We start from the raw sequence: 21855 nt of genomic DNA, 5'->3' as shown, positions 1-21855 counted from the left end.
AGTAACCTTTCTTGAACATATGTTCGCTAATTATATTATACTGAATATGTAACTGTTTCTCAACTTGTGAAACCCCTTACATTTGTGGTATAATATCAATAGTTTATTGAGGAGACAAAAAATGGCAATATATAAGATTTTATTTGGTACCTATACAAAACGTATTTCACAAGGCCTTTATGAAGCTGAATTAGATACTGAATCGCAACAATTACAAAACCCAACATTCATCGACGAGTTAACAAATCCAACTTATTTAGCATTATCTAAGGCAAACAAGGTTTATACTGTTGAGAATCGTGATGGTCAGGGCGGTATTGTCACACTAGACAACTCAGTTCGTCCGATTGCTGAAATTGACTCACAGCTAAGTGAAGGGTCCGCACCAGCTTATATTGGTGTTGATGAAGAACGGCAGCTAGTTTTTGCCGGTTATTATCATCGTGGAACGGTTGAATCATATAGCATTCAACCCGATGGTAATTTGATTCTTGTTGATACTTGGCAAAATAATGGTTCAGGTCCTCGTCCTGAACAAAGCTCATCACATATTCATTTTGCTAACCTCACACCCGACAAGCGTCTTGTCGCTATTGATCTTGGTACAGATGAGGTGATTACTTTTGATGTGAGCGACAGTGGTACTTTAACCGAAGCTTCTCGATTCCAAACAGAAGAAGGATTTGGCCCACGTCATGTAAGATTTTCAGCGGATGGACAATATGCTTACCTACTCGGTGAGCTATCTAGTTTACTAAGTGTTCTTAAATATAACAAAGAGGACGGGTCGTTCGAACATGTTATGACTGCCTCAACCATTCCTAGTGATTGGACAGAGCATAATGGGTCAGCTGCCCTACGTCTAAGTGATGACGGTAAATTTATTTATGCTTCAAACCGGGGTCATAACTCTGTTGCTGTCTTCAAAATTGGTAACGAAGGTTCAGAAATTGAACGAATTCAGCTAATTAGCACCGAAGGTAAATTCCCGCGTGATATGAATTGGGATGTTAACCAAAAGTATCTCGTTGTAGCCAACCAAGATACTGATAATGTGTCATTGTACGCACGTGATAGTCAATCTGGCGAGTTATCTCTATTACAAAAAAACTTTACTATTCCTGAAGGCGTTCGTGTTGTATTTGAATACTAATCAAAAAAGCGCTAGTTAAGCGCTTTTTTTCTTTATCAAGATCCAAAATTTTGTTTATATACTTTGACAATTTCGTTGGCAATAATTTGGTGTCCTTCTTTATTCGGATGTAAACCATCAGGCATATATTTTTCTCGAAATGATTTTTTATTAGGATTAAATAATGTCAGATGCATTAGATTAACAAAAGGTAATTTTAAATCAGTGCATGCTTTTTCCTGCGCTGTCATATAATCATGTAAAGAGTATCCTAAGGTATTTTTTGTTCTATCTGTACGCCTCACAATGTTGCCCCACATAGGTGTTTGATATGTCGTTGAAACGATAATGATTTTAGCTTTTGAATTCATCTGCTGCAATTGATAAACAGTTTGATAAAACGCGCCAATATAGGATTGTTTTGCGGTATCATTCTTATTACCAATTGGCATGTTAGCTAGCCAATCATCGTCCGTCCCTTGTAAAATATACAAATCACACCGGTCCAAACATTGAGACTGTTGAAAAATACTTTTTCGACCGTTATCAGATAGATGCGCCCCTGAATAGGCTAAGTTTTGAACTCTCCCCTTCGTTATTTTTTGAAGATATTGCCCATAATTAATTTTGGATTTCAAACCAAAAGAGACACTATCACCAATAATGCCTATTGTTCGTACACTGTCTAAGCCACTATTTTGTATATCATTATTGCTTAGTTTTAATTTTGATTTTTTTGTGCAGTTAAAAAATTTTTTGATTAACATTTTTGTTCTCTCATTTAAATTTTAATATTTTGTGGACTATAAATACTGTGACAATAACTGCCAATATCGTTCCAATCTTACTAAACCAATCAGAAACATTACCTCATTTGACTGCTACTATCATACTATTGAATAAATTTAGTTACTACAGTACTTTCGATTAATACAAATAACCCTACTACTAAAGCAAAATTAATAGGTTTCAACGCCAAATAAGAGAGCAAATAACTTGTAATTCCTGTAAAGATGCCAACTATTATCGCTTGCTTTATATGTTTATTATTTTTCATAATTTGCTCCTTAATATAGCATTAAAGTCAATGATATCATAGATATACTCATCTACTTCATATATATTTATGATAATCACTATTTTTAAAGTCAATCACAAGTTGTATGTGACTTCTAACTTTACGTTCCTCACGTTTTCAAAGTGTTTTAATTATTTTATCCAAGAAAAGACCGCCGTTAGAATTAACTAACTTGCGGCCAATGTATGAATTACTATGTACGCCAACCCCTGGAATCTATTTCAATTAGATAAAAGAAATATGGTGATCGTAAAATCACAAGGTTGACTAGTAAATTATATCACTTATTATCGTGAATGTATAGCCTGTAGTGTATTAAATTGGTTTAATTATAACTTCTTTTTAGTATTTTCAGACAATATTTGCAAGAAATTCAATCTTGATTCACGCCCTGAATGATCAAGGTTTTCTCAGAGTTCAATAAAATAGACTATTTTTATTCAATTATTTAGGCAACATTCGAGATACAATCACGATTATAAAAATTAATATGTCAGCCAATTGTTGCTTGAAATTCTGTCCAAGTATGTTATTCTTTCAATGCACTGTTAGTGACCTTAATATCGTCTGCCTTTTGAAATATTACGTTTGATATACTATCCTGTTATATTACTTAATTAAAACGAATTTCAAATCTGTTTTATCTTCTATCTTCTTCAACTCATAATGTAACGAACCAACTTTCTGTCATCTAGCCAAAATAATATCTCTGTATTCTGAAATAATTTCTGCTGTTGTGTATGGCTCATCTTGTAAGCCATGATAATATACTCATGCCATGTTTTAATTTTTCTTTTACCCTTGCTTGTCTGGTATCATGTATATAATAGTATTTAAAATTTTTTAACTTAGTTTTTAGTTAAGTTAAATTATTAAACTGAGGTTTGCCACTGCTTAGCTAATCAAAGAATTACGTAAAAAAAGCTCACTCAAAGTGAACTTGCTGAAATTATAAAATTTTCTCACTGTGCGCTAGCCAAGTATGAGCGTGATAGACGTGTATCGCCTTTTGCTGTACTTTATCTAATTGCTGGTAACTTTTCTTATTAAAACAGACAACGTGCCTAAAACGGCTCACAATGCATCTTATATCGATGATGAGTTATTATGTTTTTGAGGGTAAGAACCTATCAGAAACTACTCCATAACAAATAAAAAAGTACTCACAGAGTGCGTACATACGTGCAGAACCACGTTAAAAGCTAGAGGAGAAACATGTCATTATGAATGAGAACGGAACTATCGTACCAACAGAAGTTAAAGGCTGGAATTGGGGTGCATTCATGTACAATATTTTTTGGGGTATTGGAAATAAAACATACCTACCTTTGCTATGTCTAATTCCTATCTTCAATATTATCTGGATGTTTGTCTGCGGTTTTAAAGGTAACGAATGGGCTTGGCAAAAAGGAGACTACAAAGATATAGAAACTTTTAAGGCTGTGCAGGCTACTTGGAATCGTGCTGGAATTGTACAATTTATTTTGGCAATCGCTATTATGGTTCTATATTTCTTGTTTATTGGCGTTATTATGACAGCTATTTTAAATAGCACAAACTACTAATAAAATGCATTCACAGAGTGCCTAAAGCGTGCCAAACATTCATGTTAAGAGCACTAGCATTACAGGGGAATGAAATATGAAATACAAAATCATTAGTCTATTAATAGCAATCATCAGTCTATCTATAACTATTGCTTTAATAATCACTTCTATTGTAACAGGCAACCATTTATACGCAAAGATAGGATCGTCATTCATTGGTATTGTAATGTGCTTGGCTGGTGTTATAGAAATTAAAAAAGACGGCAAAATTAGATGGTCAAACGTTGCGCCCTATTTACCAGGCGTTTGGTTTTTATTAAATCCTTGGGTTCAGTACCTTTAATAACATCGCTAAAGTAAGTTTCACTTTATATTATCTCGTCACGAAGTAAGAAATAAAAGGTTGCAACGCTAGATGATTAATGTCCTTTCTGACGTACATATACGTGCTTTGAACTACGTTAACAGCATGATTAATGATGACACATCACTAAATAAAATAAATAATGCACATATTATCGTATTTGCAGATGGTAATACCTTTTATCTTGATGCACATTTGAAAATGAGACCATTGATATCTTCAAAGGTTATCATGAAACCATCACTATTTTAAATGCTGAATTAATTAAATATTAGGAGAAGTTTTATGAATAGATTTTATTGGTGCATTGGACTAGGAATCGTTATAGGTGCGGTATTTGGATTTTTTACTGATAGCATGTTAATGTCAACGCCATTAGGTTTTCTTATCGGATTTGCATTTTTTGAAAGAATAAACAAGAAAAAGTAAAAATCACTTTACAAACACCATGGGTACGTATCAGAATATCATGCTTTCATTTAGAGAGAATAATAACAATATGATTACCAGAGACATCAGCGGTGGCTATACTGGCCAATCTGTCATAAGAACATCCACTCACGAATTAGGTAAACGGGGTATTTATCGCCACGCAAGTAAGTTAAAACAGTCAAAGAAGCTAGAGAAATGAAAAGATGTTTCATTGATTTATAGTGCTAGACTTTCTGGCCATACAACAGGACATGTGGCACCAATTTGGCTCCACATGTCCTGTTCTTCAACGTTTTATAACGTAACACAAAATAAAAAACCATTGATATATCAACGGTTTTTTATTTTGTGTTACGTGAGAACACTTATTCGCAAGGAGATAGCGGGATTCGAACCCGCACACCGCTATAAGCGGCTCGACGGATTTCGAGTCCGTTGCAGTACCAGATTGTGCCATATCTCCATAACAGAAAACCCCACAGGATTTTCTACATATTAATTAATTTGTTGAGGCCTTACGACGCTTAGCAGACTTTTCACGTTCTGCTGTATTCAAAATAGCTTTACGAATACGAACATTTTCAGGTGTTACTTCAACATATTCATCATCATTCAAAAATTCCAAAGATGCTTCTAAGTTCATAAGACGAGGTGTCTTGATAGATGAAGTTTGGTCTTTGTTTGATGATCGAACGTTTGATTGTGGCTTTAACTTTGTAACGTTAACAGAAATATCATTGTCACGTGCATTCATACCAACAATCATACCTTCATAAACTTCAACACCAGCACCAATGAACATTTGCCCACGATCTTCAACACCCATGATAGCATAGTTAGTTGTTGTACCTTGTGTAATTGATACTAGGGCGCCATTACGTCGACCTGGTTCCCAATTACGCACTACTGGACGATACTCAGCATAAGTATGGTTAAAGATACCGTAACCGCGTGTTGCTGACATAAATTCAGTCGAATAACCAATTAAGCCACGAGAAGGTGCCATATAAGTCAAACGTGTCTGACCATTACCAACAGATTCCATGTTGATCATTTCACCCTTACGTTGGTTCAAAGAATCAATGACAGTTGATGAATACTCATCAGGTGTATCAATTTGAACTGATTCGTATGGTTCTGATTGTGCGCCATCAATCTCGCGATAAATAACTTGTGGACGTGATGCTTGCAATTCAAAACCTTCACGACGCATTGTTTCAATCAAAATTGACAAATGTAATTCACCACGGCCCGAAACTAACCAAGCACCAGCTTGACCTGTATCTTCAACACGTAATGACACATCAGTATGCAATTCACGACGCAAACGATCTTCAATTTGACGAGCTGTAACAAACTTACCTTCTTTACCTGCAAAGGGACTGTCATTTTGACGGAAAGTCATTTGCAAAGTTGGTTCATCAATACGTAAGATTGGCAATGGATCAGGATGAGCTGGATCTGCAACTGTTTCGCCAACAGAAATATCTTCCATACCAGAAACAGCAATCAAATCACCAGCTTTGGCCTCTTGAATATCAACTTGATCTAAACCAATGAATCCAGCTAGTTTTGTAACACGGAAACTTTGTGTTGTACCATCAAGTTTCAAAACTTCAACAGCATCCCCGATTTTAATTGTTCCACGCTTTACGCGGCCAATACCAATACGTCCCACAAAGTCATTATAATCTAACATAGCAACTTGGAATTGCAAAGGTTCATCTGAATTGTCAACTGGTGCTGGAATTGTGTCAAAAACAGCATCGAAAATTGGCTTCATTGAATGTTCTTGATCAGCAATAACAGGAGATAATGATGCTGTCCCATTCATAGCTGAAGCAAAGATAACTGGGAAGTCAAGTCCTTCATCATCAGCACCTAATTCAATAAACAAATCCAATACTTCATCAACAACTTCTTCAGGGCGTGCACCCGGACGATCGACTTTGTTAACAATAACAATTGGTGTCAAATGTTGTTCAAAGGCTTTTTTCAAAACAAAACGTGTTTGAGGCATTGTACCTTCGAAAGCATCAACTACTAATAACACACCATCAACCATACCCATGATACGTTCAACTTCACCGCCGAAATCCGCATGACCAGGTGTATCAAGAATGTTAATTTGCTTGTCTCCAACCTTAACGGCTGTGTTCTTTGACAAGATCGTGATACCACGTTCTTTTTCAATATCATTTGTATCCATTGCACGATCACCCAATTCCTTGCGTGAGTCCAATGTATCTGATTGCTTCAATAATTCATTAACCAACGTCGTCTTTCCGTGATCGACGTGGGCAATAATAGCGATGTTACGAATATCTTCGCGATTTGCCAATTTCCTAGTGCTCCTTTAATTTAATGCTACTTATCTCACAGTAAAAGCTAGGGTCTGTTGTGCCCTAGCTTTGATGCAACATGAGAATATCACGATGCGCACGATTTGTAGCCACTAATACTATGTTAGATGATAACATATCTAACGGTCTGCCGTCAATATCTGAAACCGATAATCCGAGTGTTTTTGCTAAAACCTGTCCTGCTGCAAAATCCCATGGCATCATTTTTGAAGAATAACCCACGGCACGACCAGAAATTACACGTAAAAATGAAGGACCAGCGGCACCAATAACACGATAGCCTAAAGCAGCTTTCGCAATCCTATCATAGCCAAACATGCCATACAGCAAGCGCGCGCCGCTTAGCAAAACAATACCTTCATTTAAAGCATCATTGTTTGGTTGTTCTAACCGGAGTTGATTAGCAAAAACACCAACTTGTGGTCCGCCGTGATAAACAATGTTATTAACGACATCTAGAATCCAGCCTAATACAGGCTCGTTATCAACATAAAGCGCAATCATCACTGCAAAATCAGCATGTTCTTTCACAAAATTCATTGTGCCATCAATCGGATCTACAAACCACACATTGCCCTTCATATCATTTTGATGATCTCCAAAACCTTCCTCACTGACAATGCTAGCTTCTGAGTCATAAGACCTAATTTTAGCGTTTATAAATTTTTCATTATCTCGATCAACATTTGTTACTAAATCTCTTGCATCATGTTTAATAGAAATATCTAAACGTTGCTGCATGGCAATTAATGTTCTTTTTCTGATCTCATCTAACCACATTAAAACTGTTTGATTAATATCTTGTATTTCGAACTGACTTAACGTCATCCCCGCACCTTATCTTTTGTCGTTCCTTGTGCTAATTTTATTGTCTTATAAATACTGTGTCCAGTTTGTCGTTCAAAATCTTTGTCAAACTGTTTTTGCTCGCTTTGTGCTGGTAACACATCACGAAACTCGTTGTATCGTTTCAACAACTTTGATTTTAACACACCCGTCTCATAAACATCTAAAACACTGTCTACAAGGTTAGATATTTTAACAATATCATCTACTGTCCAATTGCCATCAATTGGTAATATATAATTTTCACTCATACACCTATTTTAACATGTTGTACAGTTTGATATACTAATAAAGAGGTAAAAACATGACAATTCGATTTACAATGGATAAAATAACACGAGACGGTGCATCCGTCTTACGAAAAACAGCTGCTTCTGTTCCTTTTCCTTTAAGTGAGGAACATGCACAGTTGGCTAAAGACATGATGACTTATTTAGTCATTTCACAAGATGAATCACAAAATGAGAAATATGGATTACGCCCAGGTGTTGGTTTAGCTGCGCCACAAGTCGATTATTCGTTACGTATGGCCGCTATACTGGTGCCTTCATTAGACCCACACGAATCTGATGAGACCCCTTATTTTAAGGGTACAATATTTAATCCCACGATTATTTCTGAGTCAATTAAGCGCGGTGCACTAGATGTCGGCGAAGGCTGCTTATCAGTCGATAAAGATGTCCCTGGATTTGTTCCTCGTGCTGATCGTATTACGGTAAGGTACCAAGATGAGACAGGTGAGACAAAAATTATTAAATTACGTGATTATCCAGCCATTGTTTTTCAACATGAAATCGACCATTTACATGGACATCTCTACTACGATCACATTGATTTAAGCGCACCATGGGAAGTCAATGATGAAACAAAATATATTGACTAAAGATAATTTATCAACAGTCCTCTGACAAATTATTGTCCATAAAAAGCACCTATACTATACAGTATGGGTGCTTTATTTATAACAAAAAGTTACCAGTTAACACAGCAGTGTAAGGTGAAAATGCTATATCGTATGCACAACTAATTTTTATAATTTATCAAAAAAGCTTTTCTTTTTTGTGCCATCAGTTGCTTCTTGGAAAGCTTCTAACGCCTTTTTTTGATCCCTGTTCAGCTTTGTTGGCACATCTAATTTCACAATAACATATTGGTCTCCATGACCTGTTCCGCGCAAACGTGGTGCGCCTTTTCCACGTAAGCGGAAACGTGTTCCTGTTTGCGTGCCAGCAGGAATTTTCAAATTAACATCACCATGAACAGATTTAACTTGCATTTCACTACCTAACGCTGCTTGAACAAAATCAATTGCCTGTTCTAGGTAAATATCTGCCCCATCACGTTCAAATCCATCCTTAGACGGCGCAACTTGGAATACCACAAATAAATCGCCTCGTGGTCCACCATTGGCGCCTTCTTCGCCTTGTTCAGACAATCGCATTTGTTGCCCTGTCTCAACACCCGCTGGCACTGTCACCTTAATTTCATGAGGACCATCACCACGGTTAAATTTAATGGTTTCTTCTTTACCAAACACTGCCTCTTCAAAGCTCAAGCGCATACGATATTGTAAGTCTTGCCCTTTACGTGGACGATTTGGATCGAAACCGCCACCAAACATTTGACTAAAAATATCGCCCAAGTCAGAAAAGTCACCAAAGCCACCTTGTTGTTGATAGCCACCAGGTCCCCCTTGACCACCAAAACCACCATTAGCCCCTGCTGGTCCAAACTGATCATATTGTGCCCGTTTTTGTTCAGTTCCCAAAGTCTCAAAAGCTTCTTGGACTTCCTTATACTTTTCTTCGGCACCTGCATCATGATTCAAATCTGGATGGTATTTTTTTGATAATTTACGGTATGCTTTTTTGATATCATCTTGACTGGCATTTTTTTCCACACCAAGACGTTCATAGAATTCTGTATTATTCACTTACCTACTCCTTATAATATTATGTACACAAACCGCACTCAATTGAATGCGGTTCGCTTGATATTTATTAATAAAAACGTTATTAGTCCTTTTTATTATCAGGATCAACTTCTTCAAAATCACCGTCAACCGTATTATCATCGGCTGGCTTTGCTGCATCTTCAGTACCCTCTTGTGGTGCTGCTTGTTGATACAATTTCATAGCCAATTCTTGTGCTGCTTTACCTAATTCTTCAGACTTAGCCTTCAACTCTGTCAAATCAGCATCATCAGCGGCTGCATCTTCCTTGGCCTTTTTCAAAGCTTCCAATGCGTCTTGTGTCGCCTTTTTATCATCATCACCCAACTTATCGCCAACTTCTTCCAAAGTCTTCTCTGTTGAGAAAATCAATTGATCAGCTTCGTTACGTGTATCAACTGATTCCTTCTTTTTTGCATCAGCTTCTTCGTTAGCCTTAGCATCATTCATCATTTGTTCAATTTCATCATCTGACAAACCACCTGCAGCTTGGATAGTAATTTTTTGTTCCTTTTGTGTACCTAAATCTTTAGCAGAAACAGATACAATACCATTACGATCAATATCAAATGTCACTTCAATTTGTGGTACGCCACGTTGTGCTGCAGGAATATCTGACAATTGGAAACGACCAAGTGTCTTGTTATCCGTAGCCATTGAACGTTCACCTTGCAAAACATGAATGTCCACAGCTGGTTGATTGTCAGCGGCCGTTGAGAATACCTGTGACTTTGAAGTAGGAATAGTTGTATTACGATCAATCAACTTAGTGAACACGCCACCCATCGTCTCAATACCTAGTGACAATGGTGTTACGTCAAGCAAAACAACATCCTTAACGTCACCAGTAATGACACCACCTTGAACAGCGGCACCTAGAGCAACTGCTTCGTCTGGGTTAATTGAATGGTTAGGTTCCTTACCAGTTAACTTTTTAACAGAGTCTTGAACAGCTGGAATACGTGTTGATCCACCATTTAAAATAACTCCATCGATATCTGAAAATGACAAACCAGCATCTTTCAAAGCATTCAAAACTGGTTGTTCAGCTTTCTTTACCAAGCTAGCTGTAATTTCGTTAAATTTAGCACGTGATAATGATGTTTGTAAATGCAAGGGGCCTTGTTCGCCTGATGCAATAAATGGCAAATCAATTTGTGCTTCAGTGGCTGAAGACAAAGTCTTCTTGGCTGATTCAGCAGCATCCTTCAAACGTTGCAAAGCTAGCTTGTCTGCCTTCAAGTCAACACCATTATCTGACTTGAACTGTGCTGACAAATAATCAATAACGGCATTATCAAAGTCATCACCACCAAGATGTGTATCACCATTAGTTGACAAAACTTCAAAGACGCCATCACCTAATTCGAGGATAGACACATCAAATGTACCACCACCCAAATCATAAACTAAAATCTTTTCGTTTTTATCTAACTTGTCTAATCCGTATGCCAAAGCTGCTGCAGTTGGTTCATTTATAATACGCTCAACTTCTAGTCCAGCAATCTTACCTGCATCTTTTGTTGCCTGACGTTGGGCATCATTAAAGTATGCTGGCACAGTAATAACAGCCTTGTCAACTTTTTCACCCAAATAATCTTCTGCATATCCTTTAATATATTGCAAAATCATGGCTGAAATTTCTTGCGGTGTATAGTCCTTATCATCAGCACTAACTTTGTAACCAGCTTCTCCCATATGTGACTTAATTGAGATAATAGTATCTGGGTTTGTAATAGCTTGTCGTTTAGCGACATCTCCAACTTGGTTTTCACCATTCTTAAATGAAACAACTGATGGTGTTGTACGGCCACCGTCGGGGTTTGTAATAATTTTTGGTTCACCGCCTTCAAGCACAGCTACTGCTGAGTTTGTCGTTCCTAAATCAATACCGATTATCTTTGACATGAATTTATTCTTCCTTTACTTTTAAGTTAAATTTGTCTTTTTAAGGTGTAGTGCACGTTGCTGAATCACCATAATATTATGTTTAAAATAAAATTATTTTGCCACTGCTACCATTGCTGGACGTAATACACGATCTTGTAACATATAACCCTTTTGCAAAACAGATGCAATTTGATCTGAGTCCACTTCATCTGAAGAAACACTTTGAATTGCTTGGTGTTTTGTTGGATCAAATAGTTCACCAACTTCGCCTGTTTCAGAAATACCATTGTCAGTTAAAGCTTGTACCAACGTTTTCAATGTCATCTCAACCCCAGTTTTAATTTGTTGCGCAACTGCATCTTCAGATTCAACAAGCAGAGCACGTTCTAAATTATCAACTGCGGGCAACACAGCACTAGCCAGTTCTTGACCATCATACTTGCGCACATTTTGCACTTCACGTGCATGCCGTTGTTGTATATTTTGTATTTCAGCCTGTGAACGTAGTAATTGATCTTCCAGACTCGAGACCTGTGATAATGCCTTATCAAGTTCAAGTTGTTTAGGATCTATTTCTTCTTGCACAGCTTGATCATCTTCAACTATCTCTTCTGTTAAAGTAGCATCATTATCTTCTGTTATTTTTTCATCTTTTAGTTTGTTTTCAGTTTCATCTGCCACGTAAGTGACCTCCTAGTTTATGTATATTCAATCATTTTTTGACTTAAGGCTTCACCAAACGCATCCATTAATAAAACATTACGAGCATACGTCATACGAATCGGACCTAACAAAGCAATTATGCCATCTCCTTGATTAGGTACAGCAAATGCTCTTGTAATTAAGCTAAACGGCTTTAACAACGGTTCATCGATTTCTTTAGCAATCTTAATAGTAACATGGTGCGCTGTCGTTGTGGCGACTCGGCGAACATCCGCAGCAGATGTTAAAAATTCTAGTAACCGTTTGACTTCCCTCGTGTCTTGATCCTCATCACTAAAGTCTAACACATTTAAGCGACCGCCAATGTGTACTTTATCGCCAATCGACCTGGCCAACACATCACCAAATAGTTGTAAGAATGCTGCTGGCGTTTTAATCATACGGCTCATTTGTGTTGGTAGTTCATCTGACTGCATCATCTGCAAAACTTCCAAAACAGGTCTTCCGTTAGTCTGGTCGTTAATATATTTAATCATGCTATCCAATGATGAGACTGCCAACTCTCGAGGCAATTTAAAAGTCTGACTCGTCACTTTTCCATCATTAGTTACCAGTACTGCAATCAATTGTTGATTTTCTAACGGTACCAAACGAAATCCGGAAACAACTATATTCAAACGTTCTGGTTTTAAAATTAACGCCGTTGCCCCAGTTAGTTGAGACAATGTTCTAGCCGACTCATCCAGTAAGTCATCGATTTCATGAAAATTACCACGAAAAGATTGCATAACCAAAGCAATATCTTGCGCTGTAGCTGCGCGTGACATCATCAAATTATCAAGATAATATCTATAACCAGCTCGTGATGGCACACGTCCAGCAGATGTGTGCAATTTTTTAATCAATGCTGCTGCTTCTAAAGCCGCCATTTCGTTACGAATTGTAGCAGAACTAATTTTAATATTAAGTTGTTCCTGAAGGCTTTTTGAACCAACTGCATGCGCTGTTTGTGTGTATTCGTAAATGATGGCACTTAAAATTAACTTTTGTCGTTCTGTCAGCATGCCATCACCTCCGTTTTAGCACTCAATAACACTTACTGCTAACATCTTTAATAATACACCTTTTTAAAAATTATGCAAGTCCTTTAGCACTCTTTTTTAAGAGTGCTAAAATAAAAATACACTTAACATTAGTCAAGTGTATCAAAATATTGTCTGGTAGCAATTTCATCTTTTTTTAGTTGCTTTATTAATTCTGGTACACTCGTAAACTTTACTTCACCACGAAGATAATTATACCAATTGACTGTGACATTTTCACCATATACCTTTTGGTTAAAATCTAATATATTTATTTCAACAGTAATTGGTCTTGCATCACCAAAGGTGATATTGCGACCAATACTGGCCATCCCCAAATGCCAGTCATCAGCAATCATTATTTTAACCGCATAAATTCCAACAGCCGGTAACCATTCTAATTCTGGTGTTTTTATGTTGACTGTTGGAAATCCTAGTTCACGGCCACGTGCTTCACCATGTATTACCAAACCAGTTGTTTGATGAACACGCCCAAGTTGGCGATTAACAAGACTCATATTACCTAATTCTAACGCTTTTCGGATAGATGACGATCCAATTTTTTGGTTATTATCATCCATTTCTGAAACTGATACGACATTAAACCGTTTCTTTGCATATTGAGGTAAATGAGCCATGTCTGCTATATTAGCATCTCCACCATATACATGATCAAATCCGCCCACCACGGTTACTGGATTTAAACGCATAATAACTTGATTAACAAATTCTTGCGGTTCTAGTTTTGCTAATTGCGAAGTAAATTGCATGACATACATGATATTCACTCCGAGTTCAGAAAGCAATGCTGCTTTTTGATTCATGGTAGTTAAATAACGTAAAGGTTGTGCCAGCATTTTAAATACAACAATAGGCTGAGGATCATAAGTGAGTATTGCAAGGGGCACACCTTGTTTATCAGCTTCACGTTTGGCACGCTTAATAACAGCCCGATGTCCCAAGTGTACGCCATCAAAAAAACCCATGGCAATAACTTGTGGTTTTGGGTCTGGTAGTATTTTCTTTAAAATTGGGTAATGCAATTTAATTATTTTAATCATTATTATTCATTCGTAAACACGTAACGCGATTGCCAGACACTATCTTCTTTATTGTAGGCATACACTGCTTTAACTTCATCATGATACGTAAGTTGCAAATAAGTATCACTTGCAGGCCATATTGCTATCTTTTGACCATTTTTAACAGCAAACCATTCATCATCTGAAAGCGCTTTTGTCGGCCACGTCAGTACATCCTTTATTGGTATGATTAGTTTTAATAATTCTGATTGTGCCATAGTCACAATGTCGTCTAAATTCGTAGCATGGGCACTTGTTATACCACTACCCATTGTACGCGTCAGACTGCTCATTGTAGCAGGAACACCAAGCTGTCGGCCAGTATCTACTGCTAAAGTTCGAATATAAGTTCCTTTGGAAACAGTTGCCTCAAAATCAAAATGTTGTTGCCTATTTTCGTAAACAGTAGCACCAGTACGTTTGTAATTATAAATTACTGCCTCTCGAACTGGTCGTTCCACTGTTTCTCCTGCTCTCGCATATTCATAAAGTCGTTTACCACCAACTTTAACAGCTGAAAACATGGGTGGCACTTGTTTTATAGTACCATTTAAATTGGCTATAGCGTTATCAATTGTAGCATCAGTAAATGGCACGTCAATGTCAATTTTTGATATCACATCACCATCTAAATCTTCTGTTTCCGTCGCAAAGCCCAATACAACACTGCCAACATAACGTTTAGGCCTATTTTGCAGTTCATCTATTAATTTCGTAGCTTTACCAAGAGCAATCACGAGAACGCCTTCAACATTTGGATCTAACGTACCAGCATGCCCAACCCTTTTTTGACCAATTGCCCGACGAACTTTGGCAACAACATCAAACGATGTCACACCACGTGGTTTATTAACAACAATCAAACCATCGATATTATTATTATGTTGCATCTGTACCCTCTTGGTATTGCCAAACACTTTGTCCAGCATACACAGCACCGTAATTAACGTGTGGCACGACAGTGTCTTCAAACAATACATAAACGCGGACATCATCTTGCCCCATTGCATGCGTAGTTCCAATCAAATCACCCGCATGTAGTTGTTGACCTGTACCATAAGTTGCCAAACGTGTGCCTTGCAATGTTTCATTGCGTACTTGCACTTGAACTGTCACTTTATCATGATGCACACTTTGAATCGTCACAGTATTCTCATCAGAAGTCATTACAATCCCTGACACTGGGGACATAATATTATTGCCATCTGGTAACATCATAAAGCCATTTTTACTATGCCCTTTATCGCTGTCACCATCCATTTTTTGTAGTTGACCTGTTACAGGCGCAACGACAACCGGAAATTCTGATTTACGAGCAACATGAACAGCATTCATTTGCCCAGTTGTTTTAACGCGATTATACTTGTTTCTCTGATTAAATACATTTTGCCACCAATTCATAAATTGCCTCTTATTTATTTTCCGCGCAGTTGATTAATATGCGCTGTCAATCGTCGCATGCCTTCGTCCAAATCAGCATCGGATGCTGCATAAGAAATTCGAACATATGCTTTTGCTTCTTCACTAAAACTCGATCCTGGGATAACGGCTACCTTGCCTTCATGCGCCAATTTCAATGCAAATTCGTCACCATCATCACCTATATCAGTAGGTAATTTGGCAAACACATAAAACGCACCCTCCGGTGATACCACATCAAATCCTAATATTTGTAATTGTGGCACAATACGGTCACGACGTGATTTATAGGCATCACGCATCATTATTGGCGTGTCGGATACATCACGTAAAGCAACTAAAGCAGCATCTTGAATAAAAGTTGGAATGGCAAAGGTTAATGCGCCATGTACTTTTTGCATTTCAGCGATTACATTAGCTGCCCCTAAGATAAATCCAACACGATAGCCTGTCATAGCATGTGACTTTGATAATCCATTAATATAAATTGTCTGTTCCGGAATAATTTCTGCAAAAGACACATGTGCTTGATCATATGTTAACAATGAATAAATTTCATCAGAAATAACCCAAATATTATGTTTTTTAAATGTTTCTGCCAATGCAATTACTTCTTGACGCGAATATGTCACACCAGTTGGGTTGGCAGGATAATTCATCAAAATAGCACGCACTGGAACTGTCGCACTAGCTACTGCTTTATCAACCATTTCTGGTGTTAATTTAAAGCGATTCGACGTTGTATCAATTGCTATTTTTGTACCATGCGCTAAGTCCAGTGACGTAAAGTAAGGACCATAAGTTGGTTCAGGCATTAATAATCCTTCACCTACACCCAATAAAGTATTTAAAACAACATTAATTGCCTCGCTCACACCTAATGTCACAATAACATTCTCTTCACCATGAAAGTTTAAATGATATAGTTTATTAAAATAATGAACTGCTTCTATCCTTAACAGTTGTTCTCCTTGACTTTCTGCATAATGAGAACGGTCACTGTTAATTGCAGAAACAGCTGCTTTTTTAATGCGTTCATCTACTGAAAATCCCGGTTCACCCAATGTTAATTTTAAAATACCCGGAATATCTCGTACTGCCTTTTGAAATCCCAGTAACTTATCTGGCGCCATTTCAGTGATTATTGCGTTTAATGGTTGTATCAAATTAGTCATTTTTTAAATTCCTTATTTTTAATCAGATTATTGTAATTCTATTTTAACACAAAAAACGCTACCCTTTAAAGGTAGCGTTAAATTATGAACAATTATTAATTTTCAGAATGTAATTTACGAATCAAATCTTCAATATGATTACCATATTGAACAGATTGATCACGCACAAACTTCAACTCTGGTGTTTTGTAAACTGTTAAACGTGAACCTAGTTCTTTACGAATTAATCCACTAGCAGCTTCTAAACCAGCTTGTGCTTTCTTACCATCACTTGCTAGATCAGACAAAATTGAATAATAAATTGTTGCAATTTGCAAATCACCAGACAGTTCTACGCTAGTTACTGTAACATCTTGCACACGTGGATCATTAATACGCTTAAGCAATAAGGCTGTTACATCACGTTGTACTTCTTGTGCGAGGCGACCTGCTCGTTGTGGATTAGCCATAACTTTTGCCTCTTTTCTAAATATTGGATTAAAGCAATAGCACTAATATTACTTTGCCTTAACTTCTGCCATTACATAAGCTTCAACAACGTCACCAACTCTAACATCATTATACTTAGCAACTGTAAATCCAAACTCAAATCCCATCTTAACTTCGTTAACTGAATCCTTACCACGTTGTAGCGAGGCAATATCACCATCAAATGCAACAACGCCGTCACGGATAACACGAACCTTAGCTTCTTTGGTAATTTTACCTTCTTCAACCATGGCACCAGCGATAATTCCGACCTTAGAGAATTTGAATAATTCTTTAACCGTCACTGTTCCAATAACCTTTTCTTCATAAACTGGTTCAAGTTGACCCTTCATAGCTGCTTCAACGTCATCAATCGCATTATAAATAACATTATAAAAACGAATATCAACTTTCTCAGAATCAGCTTGAGATTTTGCCAAAGGTGTTGGACGAACATTAAACCCAATAATGATTGCTCCTGAAGCAGATGCCAATGTAACATCCGATTCGTTAATCGCACCAGCAGCTGTATGAATAATATCTACACGTACACCATCTACTTCGATTTTCTTCAAAGAACCAGATAAGGCTTCAACAGATCCTTGAACATCAGCCTTAACAATAACTGGTACAGTCTTCATTGCCTTTTCAGACATAGTACTAAACAATGTGTCTAACGTAACAACTGCGCCCGAATTACGAATAACCTCTTGTGCGCGCTTTGCGCGTTCTTCACCTGCTGCGCGTGCCGTTTTTTCATCAGCCATAACGATGAAACGATCGCCTGCTTGTGGCACGTCATTTAGGCCAGTGACTTGAACAGGTGTTGCTGGTGAAGCCTCTTCAAGCTCAACGCCACGTTCATTAGTCATTGTTCGTACACGTCCATAGGTATTACCTACAACGATAGGATCACCAACGCGCATTGTACCTTGCTGTACTAATACGGTTGCAACTGGGCCTCTACCTCTATCCAAACGCGCCTCAACAACCGAACCGCGTGCTGGCATATCAGGGTTAGCCTTTAATTCAAGTACTTCAGCCTGCAATAGTATCATTTCAAGCAATTCGTCAACATTTTGTCCAAATTTAGCTGATATTTTAACAAATATTGTGTCGCCACCATATTCTTCAGGTACCAAATCATAGGCCATCAATTGATTCATTACATCATCTGGTTTTGCACCTGGCTTGTCAATTTTGTTAACAGCCACAATGATAGGGGTTTTAGCAGCTTTAGCATGATTAATTGCTTCAATTGTTTGTGGCATAACACCATCATCTGCTGCCACAACTAAGATTGTCAAATCTGTGACATTAGCGCCTCGTGCACGCATTTCTGTAAAGGCAGCATGTCCAGGTGTGTCTAAGAAGGTAATTGTTTTGCCATTTAACTGAGTTTGATAAGCCCCAATATGCTGTGTGATACCACCAGCTTCGCCTTCAGTAACATGCGAATTACGTAGATAATCTAACAAAGTTGTTTTACCATGATCAACGTGACCCATGATTGTGACAACTGGGGGACGTGATACTAACTTACCTTCATCAATACTATCATCATCGAAGAAACGATCAATATCGGCAACATCTTCTGCTGCTTTAACTTGCGCTTCAATGCCATAATCTGCTGCTAAAATTTCAATGGTATCCGTATCAAGTGATTGATTTTGGTTTGTCATAATGCCAAGCAGGAATAGCTTTTTGATAATTTCAGCTGTATCACGATGCAATAATTTAGACAAATCTTGAACGTTCATACCAATACGATATTCTAAGATTTCAGGTAATGGTTGTTTCTTACGTTCCGTTACTGGTGCAACAGGTCCTCGTTTAGCAGCAATACGACGTGATTTCTTTGAACCTCGAGGCTTATCATTACGACGTGGTGTCTGTTGTCCAGTTCCAGCTGTATTACGTTTACGAGAATTATTACGTGCCGAATTATTTCCAGAAGCTAATGCACCGCCAAATTTACCTGCACCAGTTGCTGCTGCAGTTGTTGGTTTGGCTACTTTAGGTTCTACTTTTTTAGTTTCAGTTGGCTTTGCCACTGGATTCTGTTTTTTTGGCTCTTTAGCAGCAGCTACAGCTTGTTTACGCTTTTCATTGTCGCTCACATACTGTTTTAAACTGTTGTCTTTTTGCTTTGAATAGTCTACTTGACCTTCACGCGGCTTTGTTGACCAGTTTTTTGTCTCACGCATTGCAGGACGGCCTTCTGCTGCTCGAACACGTGATCCAGGTCGACTATTGCGATTTTGCCCACCGTTGTTTGAACGGTTAGCACCACTACCAGCACCTGTATTGTTCGTACGATTCTGATTGGCTGTACGGTTTTGTTGCCCTTGCCCTGAATGTGCTGGCTTACTTGGGCGAGATGATGATGTATTATTGGGTGTTACCGTTGTTCCATCTGTCAATTTTGCCGCATGACGACGTTGTGAGGCAGGTAATTCTTTACGTTCTGGAACTGCCTGTTTTCTTGCAGGACGGTTTGACCCTGAGAATTTCTTTTCTTCTGTCATTTAGTTCCGCTCCTTTTCTGAAATTAATTGTTTAATTTTCCGACTAAATCCACGATCAGCAATTGCAAATACACTGCGATTTACTCCGATAGCATCGGTTAATTGTCTCTTGGTATAGTCTTGAATCAGTGTCACATTATAAAAACTTGATTTATCAGCAAACTTTTTACTTTGGCTTTGACCACCATCACTAGGGAAAAAAGCCATTTGAACTTTATTTCCACGAATAGCTGTTAATGTTGAATCAGAACCCAACACTAACTTACCAGCGCGCATCGCTAATCCGAGCAAATTTAATATTTGTTCGTCTTTACTTATTACCATGACCAAACAACTCCTTACGCGCTTGCTGATGATCAACATACGCAATAAGTTCATCATAGAATTCATCTGGTATTTTCATCTCAAACGCCTGATCAAAAATATGTTTTTTCTTAGCTTCAGCAGCAATGGTACGATCCAGTCCGACATACGCACCTCGGCCATTAGCTTTCGAAGTTGGATCTAAGCTAACGTTTCCTTCTTTATCACGAACCACACGAACAAGATCTTTTTTGGGAAACATTTCACCTGTAACAATATCTTTTCGCATTGGTATTTTTCTAGGTTTCATTATATTTAATATGCCCTGCCAGCTTTACAAAAAAACAAAGCTACAGACATTTTCCCTTCTAAAGTTTATTCGCCACTTTCATCCTTTGAAGGTGACTGATTTGGTAAGTTATTTGCTGCTTCACTTTCAGATTTAATATCAATTTTAAAACCTGTTAATCTTGCAGCCAAACGAGCGTTTTGACCTTTTTTCCCAATTGCCAGTGACAACTGATTATCGGGAACAATGACCGTTACTGCACGTTCATTTTCAGGGTTAAAGATAACATCTGCTACTTCTGAAGGGTTCAACGCATTAGCGATATATTGCGCTTCATCCTCAACCCATTCAACGATGTCCATATTTTCGCCGCCAAGTTCATTAACAACAGCTTGTACTCGTGCACCACGCTGTCCAACCATAGCCCCAACAGGATCCAAGTCTGTATCATGTGTATAGACAGCTATTTTTGAGCGATCACCTGCTTCACGCGAAATATTCATGATTTCAACCGTGCCGTCGTAAACTTCAGGTACTTCCTGTTCAAATAAACGTTTTACCAAATCCGGTGCCGTACGCGAGACAAAAATTTGTGGTCCTTTCGCGTTATTTTCAACCTTGTTTACCAAAACTTTGATACGGTCTCCCATACGATAACGCTCATTTGGCATTTGATCGTTTGGTGCCATGGCAGCTTCCTGATTTCCAGGTAATGTCATATACAAGAATCGTGCATCTTGTCGGTCAACCTCACCAGTAATGATTTCATCCTGGTAATCAGCGAATTTATTATAAATTGCTTCACGACCTGCCTCACGCATTTTTTGTACAATAACTTGCTTTGCTGCTTGGGCAGCCATACGGCCAAAATCTTTGGGTGTCACATCAAAGCGAATTTCATCGCCCGCTTCGTATGCCCGATTAATAACTAACGCATCTGTTAGACTAATTTCTGTATCTTCATTTTCAAAATCGTCATCCAATACGACATTTTTGACTTGTTTAATTGCAACGTTTCCTTTTTTTGTATCAAACACTGCTTCAACGTTCTGTTCAGCATTATATTGCTTCTTGTAAGCTGCTCTCAAAGCATCTTCAAGTGCTGCAACAACAATTTCACGTTCTATTCCACGCTCGGCTTCAAGGGCATCGAGCGCATCGACTAGTTCTTTACTCATTCGCCTATCCTCATTCAATTAGTAGAGTATCTACTGATACTTGCTGTATTTTCATAGTAACTCT

Annotated in this window: 24 protein-coding genes and 1 tRNA gene; 6 read left to right on the top strand and 19 right to left on the bottom strand. The window is 37.9% G+C overall.

Annotated elements, in window-relative coordinates; all coding sequences use genetic code 11:
- Positions 1 to 121: 121 nt before the first annotated feature.
- A complete protein-coding gene (locus K5Q14_RS01185) occupies positions 122 to 1153 on the top strand; it encodes a lactonase family protein (RefSeq protein WP_220734002.1) in 1032 nt (343 codons plus the stop codon).
- A gap of 35 nt (positions 1154 to 1188) precedes the next feature.
- On the opposite strand, the gene K5Q14_RS01180 is transcribed toward K5Q14_RS01185, so the two are convergent.
- Both K5Q14_RS01180 and K5Q14_RS01175 read right to left on the bottom strand, forming a co-directional pair.
- Positions 1189 to 1899: an SGNH/GDSL hydrolase family protein gene (locus K5Q14_RS01180; RefSeq protein ID WP_220734001.1), complete on the bottom strand. Its 711-nt coding sequence runs from the start codon at positions 1897 to 1899 to the stop codon at positions 1189 to 1191.
- A 125-nt stretch (positions 1900 to 2024) separates the two neighbouring features.
- Positions 2025 to 2189 (bottom strand): hypothetical protein, encoded by a 165-nt coding sequence (locus K5Q14_RS01175; protein WP_220734000.1) that lies wholly within the window; start codon positions 2187 to 2189, stop codon positions 2025 to 2027.
- Between the two features lie 1244 nt (positions 2190 to 3433).
- On the opposite strand from K5Q14_RS01175, the gene K5Q14_RS01170 reads away from it, so the two are divergent.
- From K5Q14_RS01170 to K5Q14_RS01155, 4 genes are all read left to right on the top strand, one after another.
- Positions 3434 to 3775, top strand: a complete 342-nt coding sequence (locus K5Q14_RS01170; RefSeq protein ID WP_220733999.1) for a ribonuclease G — start codon at positions 3434 to 3436, stop codon at positions 3773 to 3775.
- A 76-nt stretch (positions 3776 to 3851) separates the two neighbouring features.
- Positions 3852 to 4100: a hypothetical protein gene (locus K5Q14_RS01165; RefSeq protein ID WP_220733998.1), complete on the top strand. Its 249-nt coding sequence runs from the start codon at positions 3852 to 3854 to the stop codon at positions 4098 to 4100.
- A 72-nt stretch (positions 4101 to 4172) separates the two neighbouring features.
- A complete protein-coding gene (locus K5Q14_RS01160) occupies positions 4173 to 4373 on the top strand; it encodes a hypothetical protein (protein ID WP_220733997.1) in 201 nt (66 codons plus the stop codon).
- Positions 4374 to 4406: 33 nt separating this feature from the next.
- Positions 4407 to 4550: a hypothetical protein gene (locus K5Q14_RS01155; protein ID WP_220733996.1), complete on the top strand. Its 144-nt coding sequence runs from the start codon at positions 4407 to 4409 to the stop codon at positions 4548 to 4550.
- Positions 4551 to 4927: 377 nt separating this feature from the next.
- On the opposite strand, the gene K5Q14_RS01150 is transcribed toward K5Q14_RS01155, so the two are convergent.
- The 4 genes from K5Q14_RS01150 to K5Q14_RS01135 all read right to left on the bottom strand — a co-directional run bounded on the left by K5Q14_RS01150 (position 4928) and on the right by K5Q14_RS01135 (position 8013).
- Positions 4928 to 5016, bottom strand: a tRNA-Ser gene (locus K5Q14_RS01150).
- A 36-nt stretch (positions 5017 to 5052) separates the two neighbouring features.
- Positions 5053 to 6894: a translational GTPase TypA gene (typA, locus tag K5Q14_RS01145; protein WP_220733995.1), complete on the bottom strand. Its 1842-nt coding sequence runs from the start codon at positions 6892 to 6894 to the stop codon at positions 5053 to 5055.
- A gap of 64 nt (positions 6895 to 6958) precedes the next feature.
- Positions 6959 to 7744: an inositol monophosphatase family protein gene (locus tag K5Q14_RS01140; protein WP_220733994.1), complete on the bottom strand. Its 786-nt coding sequence runs from the start codon at positions 7742 to 7744 to the stop codon at positions 6959 to 6961.
- On the bottom strand, positions 7741 to 8013 hold the full coding sequence (locus K5Q14_RS01135) for a UPF0223 family protein (RefSeq protein ID WP_220733993.1): 273 nt from the start codon (positions 8011 to 8013) through the stop codon (positions 7741 to 7743). The genes K5Q14_RS01140 and K5Q14_RS01135 overlap by 4 nt, the downstream gene beginning before the upstream one ends.
- A 53-nt stretch (positions 8014 to 8066) precedes the next feature.
- Here K5Q14_RS01135 and def point away from each other — a divergent pair, with 53 nt between their 5' ends.
- Complete coding sequence (gene def, locus K5Q14_RS01130) at positions 8067 to 8645, top strand: peptide deformylase (RefSeq protein ID WP_220733992.1); 579 nt, start codon at positions 8067 to 8069, stop codon at positions 8643 to 8645.
- A 147-nt stretch (positions 8646 to 8792) separates the two neighbouring features.
- Here def and K5Q14_RS01125 read toward each other — a convergent pair whose 3' ends face one another.
- The 13 genes from K5Q14_RS01125 to nusA form a co-directional block, all read right to left on the bottom strand.
- Positions 8793 to 9695, bottom strand: coding sequence for a DnaJ C-terminal domain-containing protein (locus K5Q14_RS01125; RefSeq protein ID WP_220733991.1), 903 nt, complete (start codon positions 9693 to 9695; stop codon positions 8793 to 8795).
- 82 nt (positions 9696 to 9777) lie between these two features.
- Positions 9778 to 11622 (bottom strand): molecular chaperone DnaK, encoded by a 1845-nt coding sequence (dnaK, locus tag K5Q14_RS01120; protein WP_220733990.1) that lies wholly within the window; start codon positions 11620 to 11622, stop codon positions 9778 to 9780.
- 93 nt (positions 11623 to 11715) lie between these two features.
- The gene (gene grpE / locus K5Q14_RS01115; protein WP_220733989.1) at positions 11716 to 12285 is read right to left on the bottom strand and encodes a nucleotide exchange factor GrpE; all 570 of its coding nucleotides are present in this window, start codon (positions 12283 to 12285) and stop codon (positions 11716 to 11718) included.
- A gap of 17 nt (positions 12286 to 12302) precedes the next feature.
- Positions 12303 to 13331 carry a heat-inducible transcriptional repressor HrcA gene (hrcA, locus tag K5Q14_RS01110; RefSeq protein ID WP_220733988.1) on the bottom strand — a complete coding sequence of 343 codons (1029 nt, stop codon included), beginning with the start codon at positions 13329 to 13331 and terminating at the stop codon, positions 12303 to 12305.
- A gap of 128 nt (positions 13332 to 13459) precedes the next feature.
- Positions 13460 to 14410, bottom strand: coding sequence for a riboflavin biosynthesis protein RibF (gene ribF / locus K5Q14_RS01105; protein ID WP_220733987.1), 951 nt, complete (start codon positions 14408 to 14410; stop codon positions 13460 to 13462).
- 2 nt (positions 14411 to 14412) lie between these two features.
- On the bottom strand, positions 14413 to 15321 hold the full coding sequence (truB, locus tag K5Q14_RS01100; protein WP_220733986.1) for a tRNA pseudouridine(55) synthase TruB: 909 nt from the start codon (positions 15319 to 15321) through the stop codon (positions 14413 to 14415).
- Complete coding sequence (locus tag K5Q14_RS01095) at positions 15311 to 15832, bottom strand: PTS sugar transporter subunit IIA (protein ID WP_220733985.1); 522 nt, start codon at positions 15830 to 15832, stop codon at positions 15311 to 15313. The genes truB and K5Q14_RS01095 overlap by 11 nt, the downstream gene beginning before the upstream one ends.
- Before the next feature lie 14 nt (positions 15833 to 15846).
- Positions 15847 to 17025 carry an aminotransferase class I/II-fold pyridoxal phosphate-dependent enzyme gene (locus K5Q14_RS01090; RefSeq protein ID WP_220733984.1) on the bottom strand — a complete coding sequence of 393 codons (1179 nt, stop codon included), beginning with the start codon at positions 17023 to 17025 and terminating at the stop codon, positions 15847 to 15849.
- A gap of 95 nt (positions 17026 to 17120) precedes the next feature.
- Positions 17121 to 17474, bottom strand: a complete 354-nt coding sequence (gene rbfA / locus K5Q14_RS01085) for a 30S ribosome-binding factor RbfA (RefSeq protein ID WP_010687908.1) — start codon at positions 17472 to 17474, stop codon at positions 17121 to 17123.
- A gap of 48 nt (positions 17475 to 17522) precedes the next feature.
- Complete coding sequence (gene infB, locus K5Q14_RS01080) at positions 17523 to 20021, bottom strand: translation initiation factor IF-2 (protein ID WP_220733983.1); 2499 nt, start codon at positions 20019 to 20021, stop codon at positions 17523 to 17525.
- Complete coding sequence (locus K5Q14_RS01075; protein ID WP_220733982.1) at positions 20022 to 20345, bottom strand: L7Ae/L30e/S12e/Gadd45 family ribosomal protein; 324 nt, start codon at positions 20343 to 20345, stop codon at positions 20022 to 20024. It abuts the gene before it with no gap.
- On the bottom strand, positions 20332 to 20634 hold the full coding sequence (gene rnpM / locus K5Q14_RS01070) for an RNase P modulator RnpM (RefSeq protein WP_220733981.1): 303 nt from the start codon (positions 20632 to 20634) through the stop codon (positions 20332 to 20334). Before rnpM ends, K5Q14_RS01075 begins: the two co-directional genes overlap by 14 nt.
- 65 nt (positions 20635 to 20699) lie before the next feature.
- Positions 20700 to 21791, bottom strand: a complete 1092-nt coding sequence (nusA, locus tag K5Q14_RS01065; protein ID WP_220733980.1) for a transcription termination factor NusA — start codon at positions 21789 to 21791, stop codon at positions 20700 to 20702.
- Positions 21792 to 21855 lie beyond the last annotated feature (64 nt).

The organism is Leuconostoc inhae (assembly GCF_019656015.1).
GTDB lineage: Bacteria > Bacillota > Bacilli > Lactobacillales > Lactobacillaceae > Leuconostoc > Leuconostoc inhae_A.
This window is presented reverse-complemented; position numbering and strand designations above follow the sequence as displayed.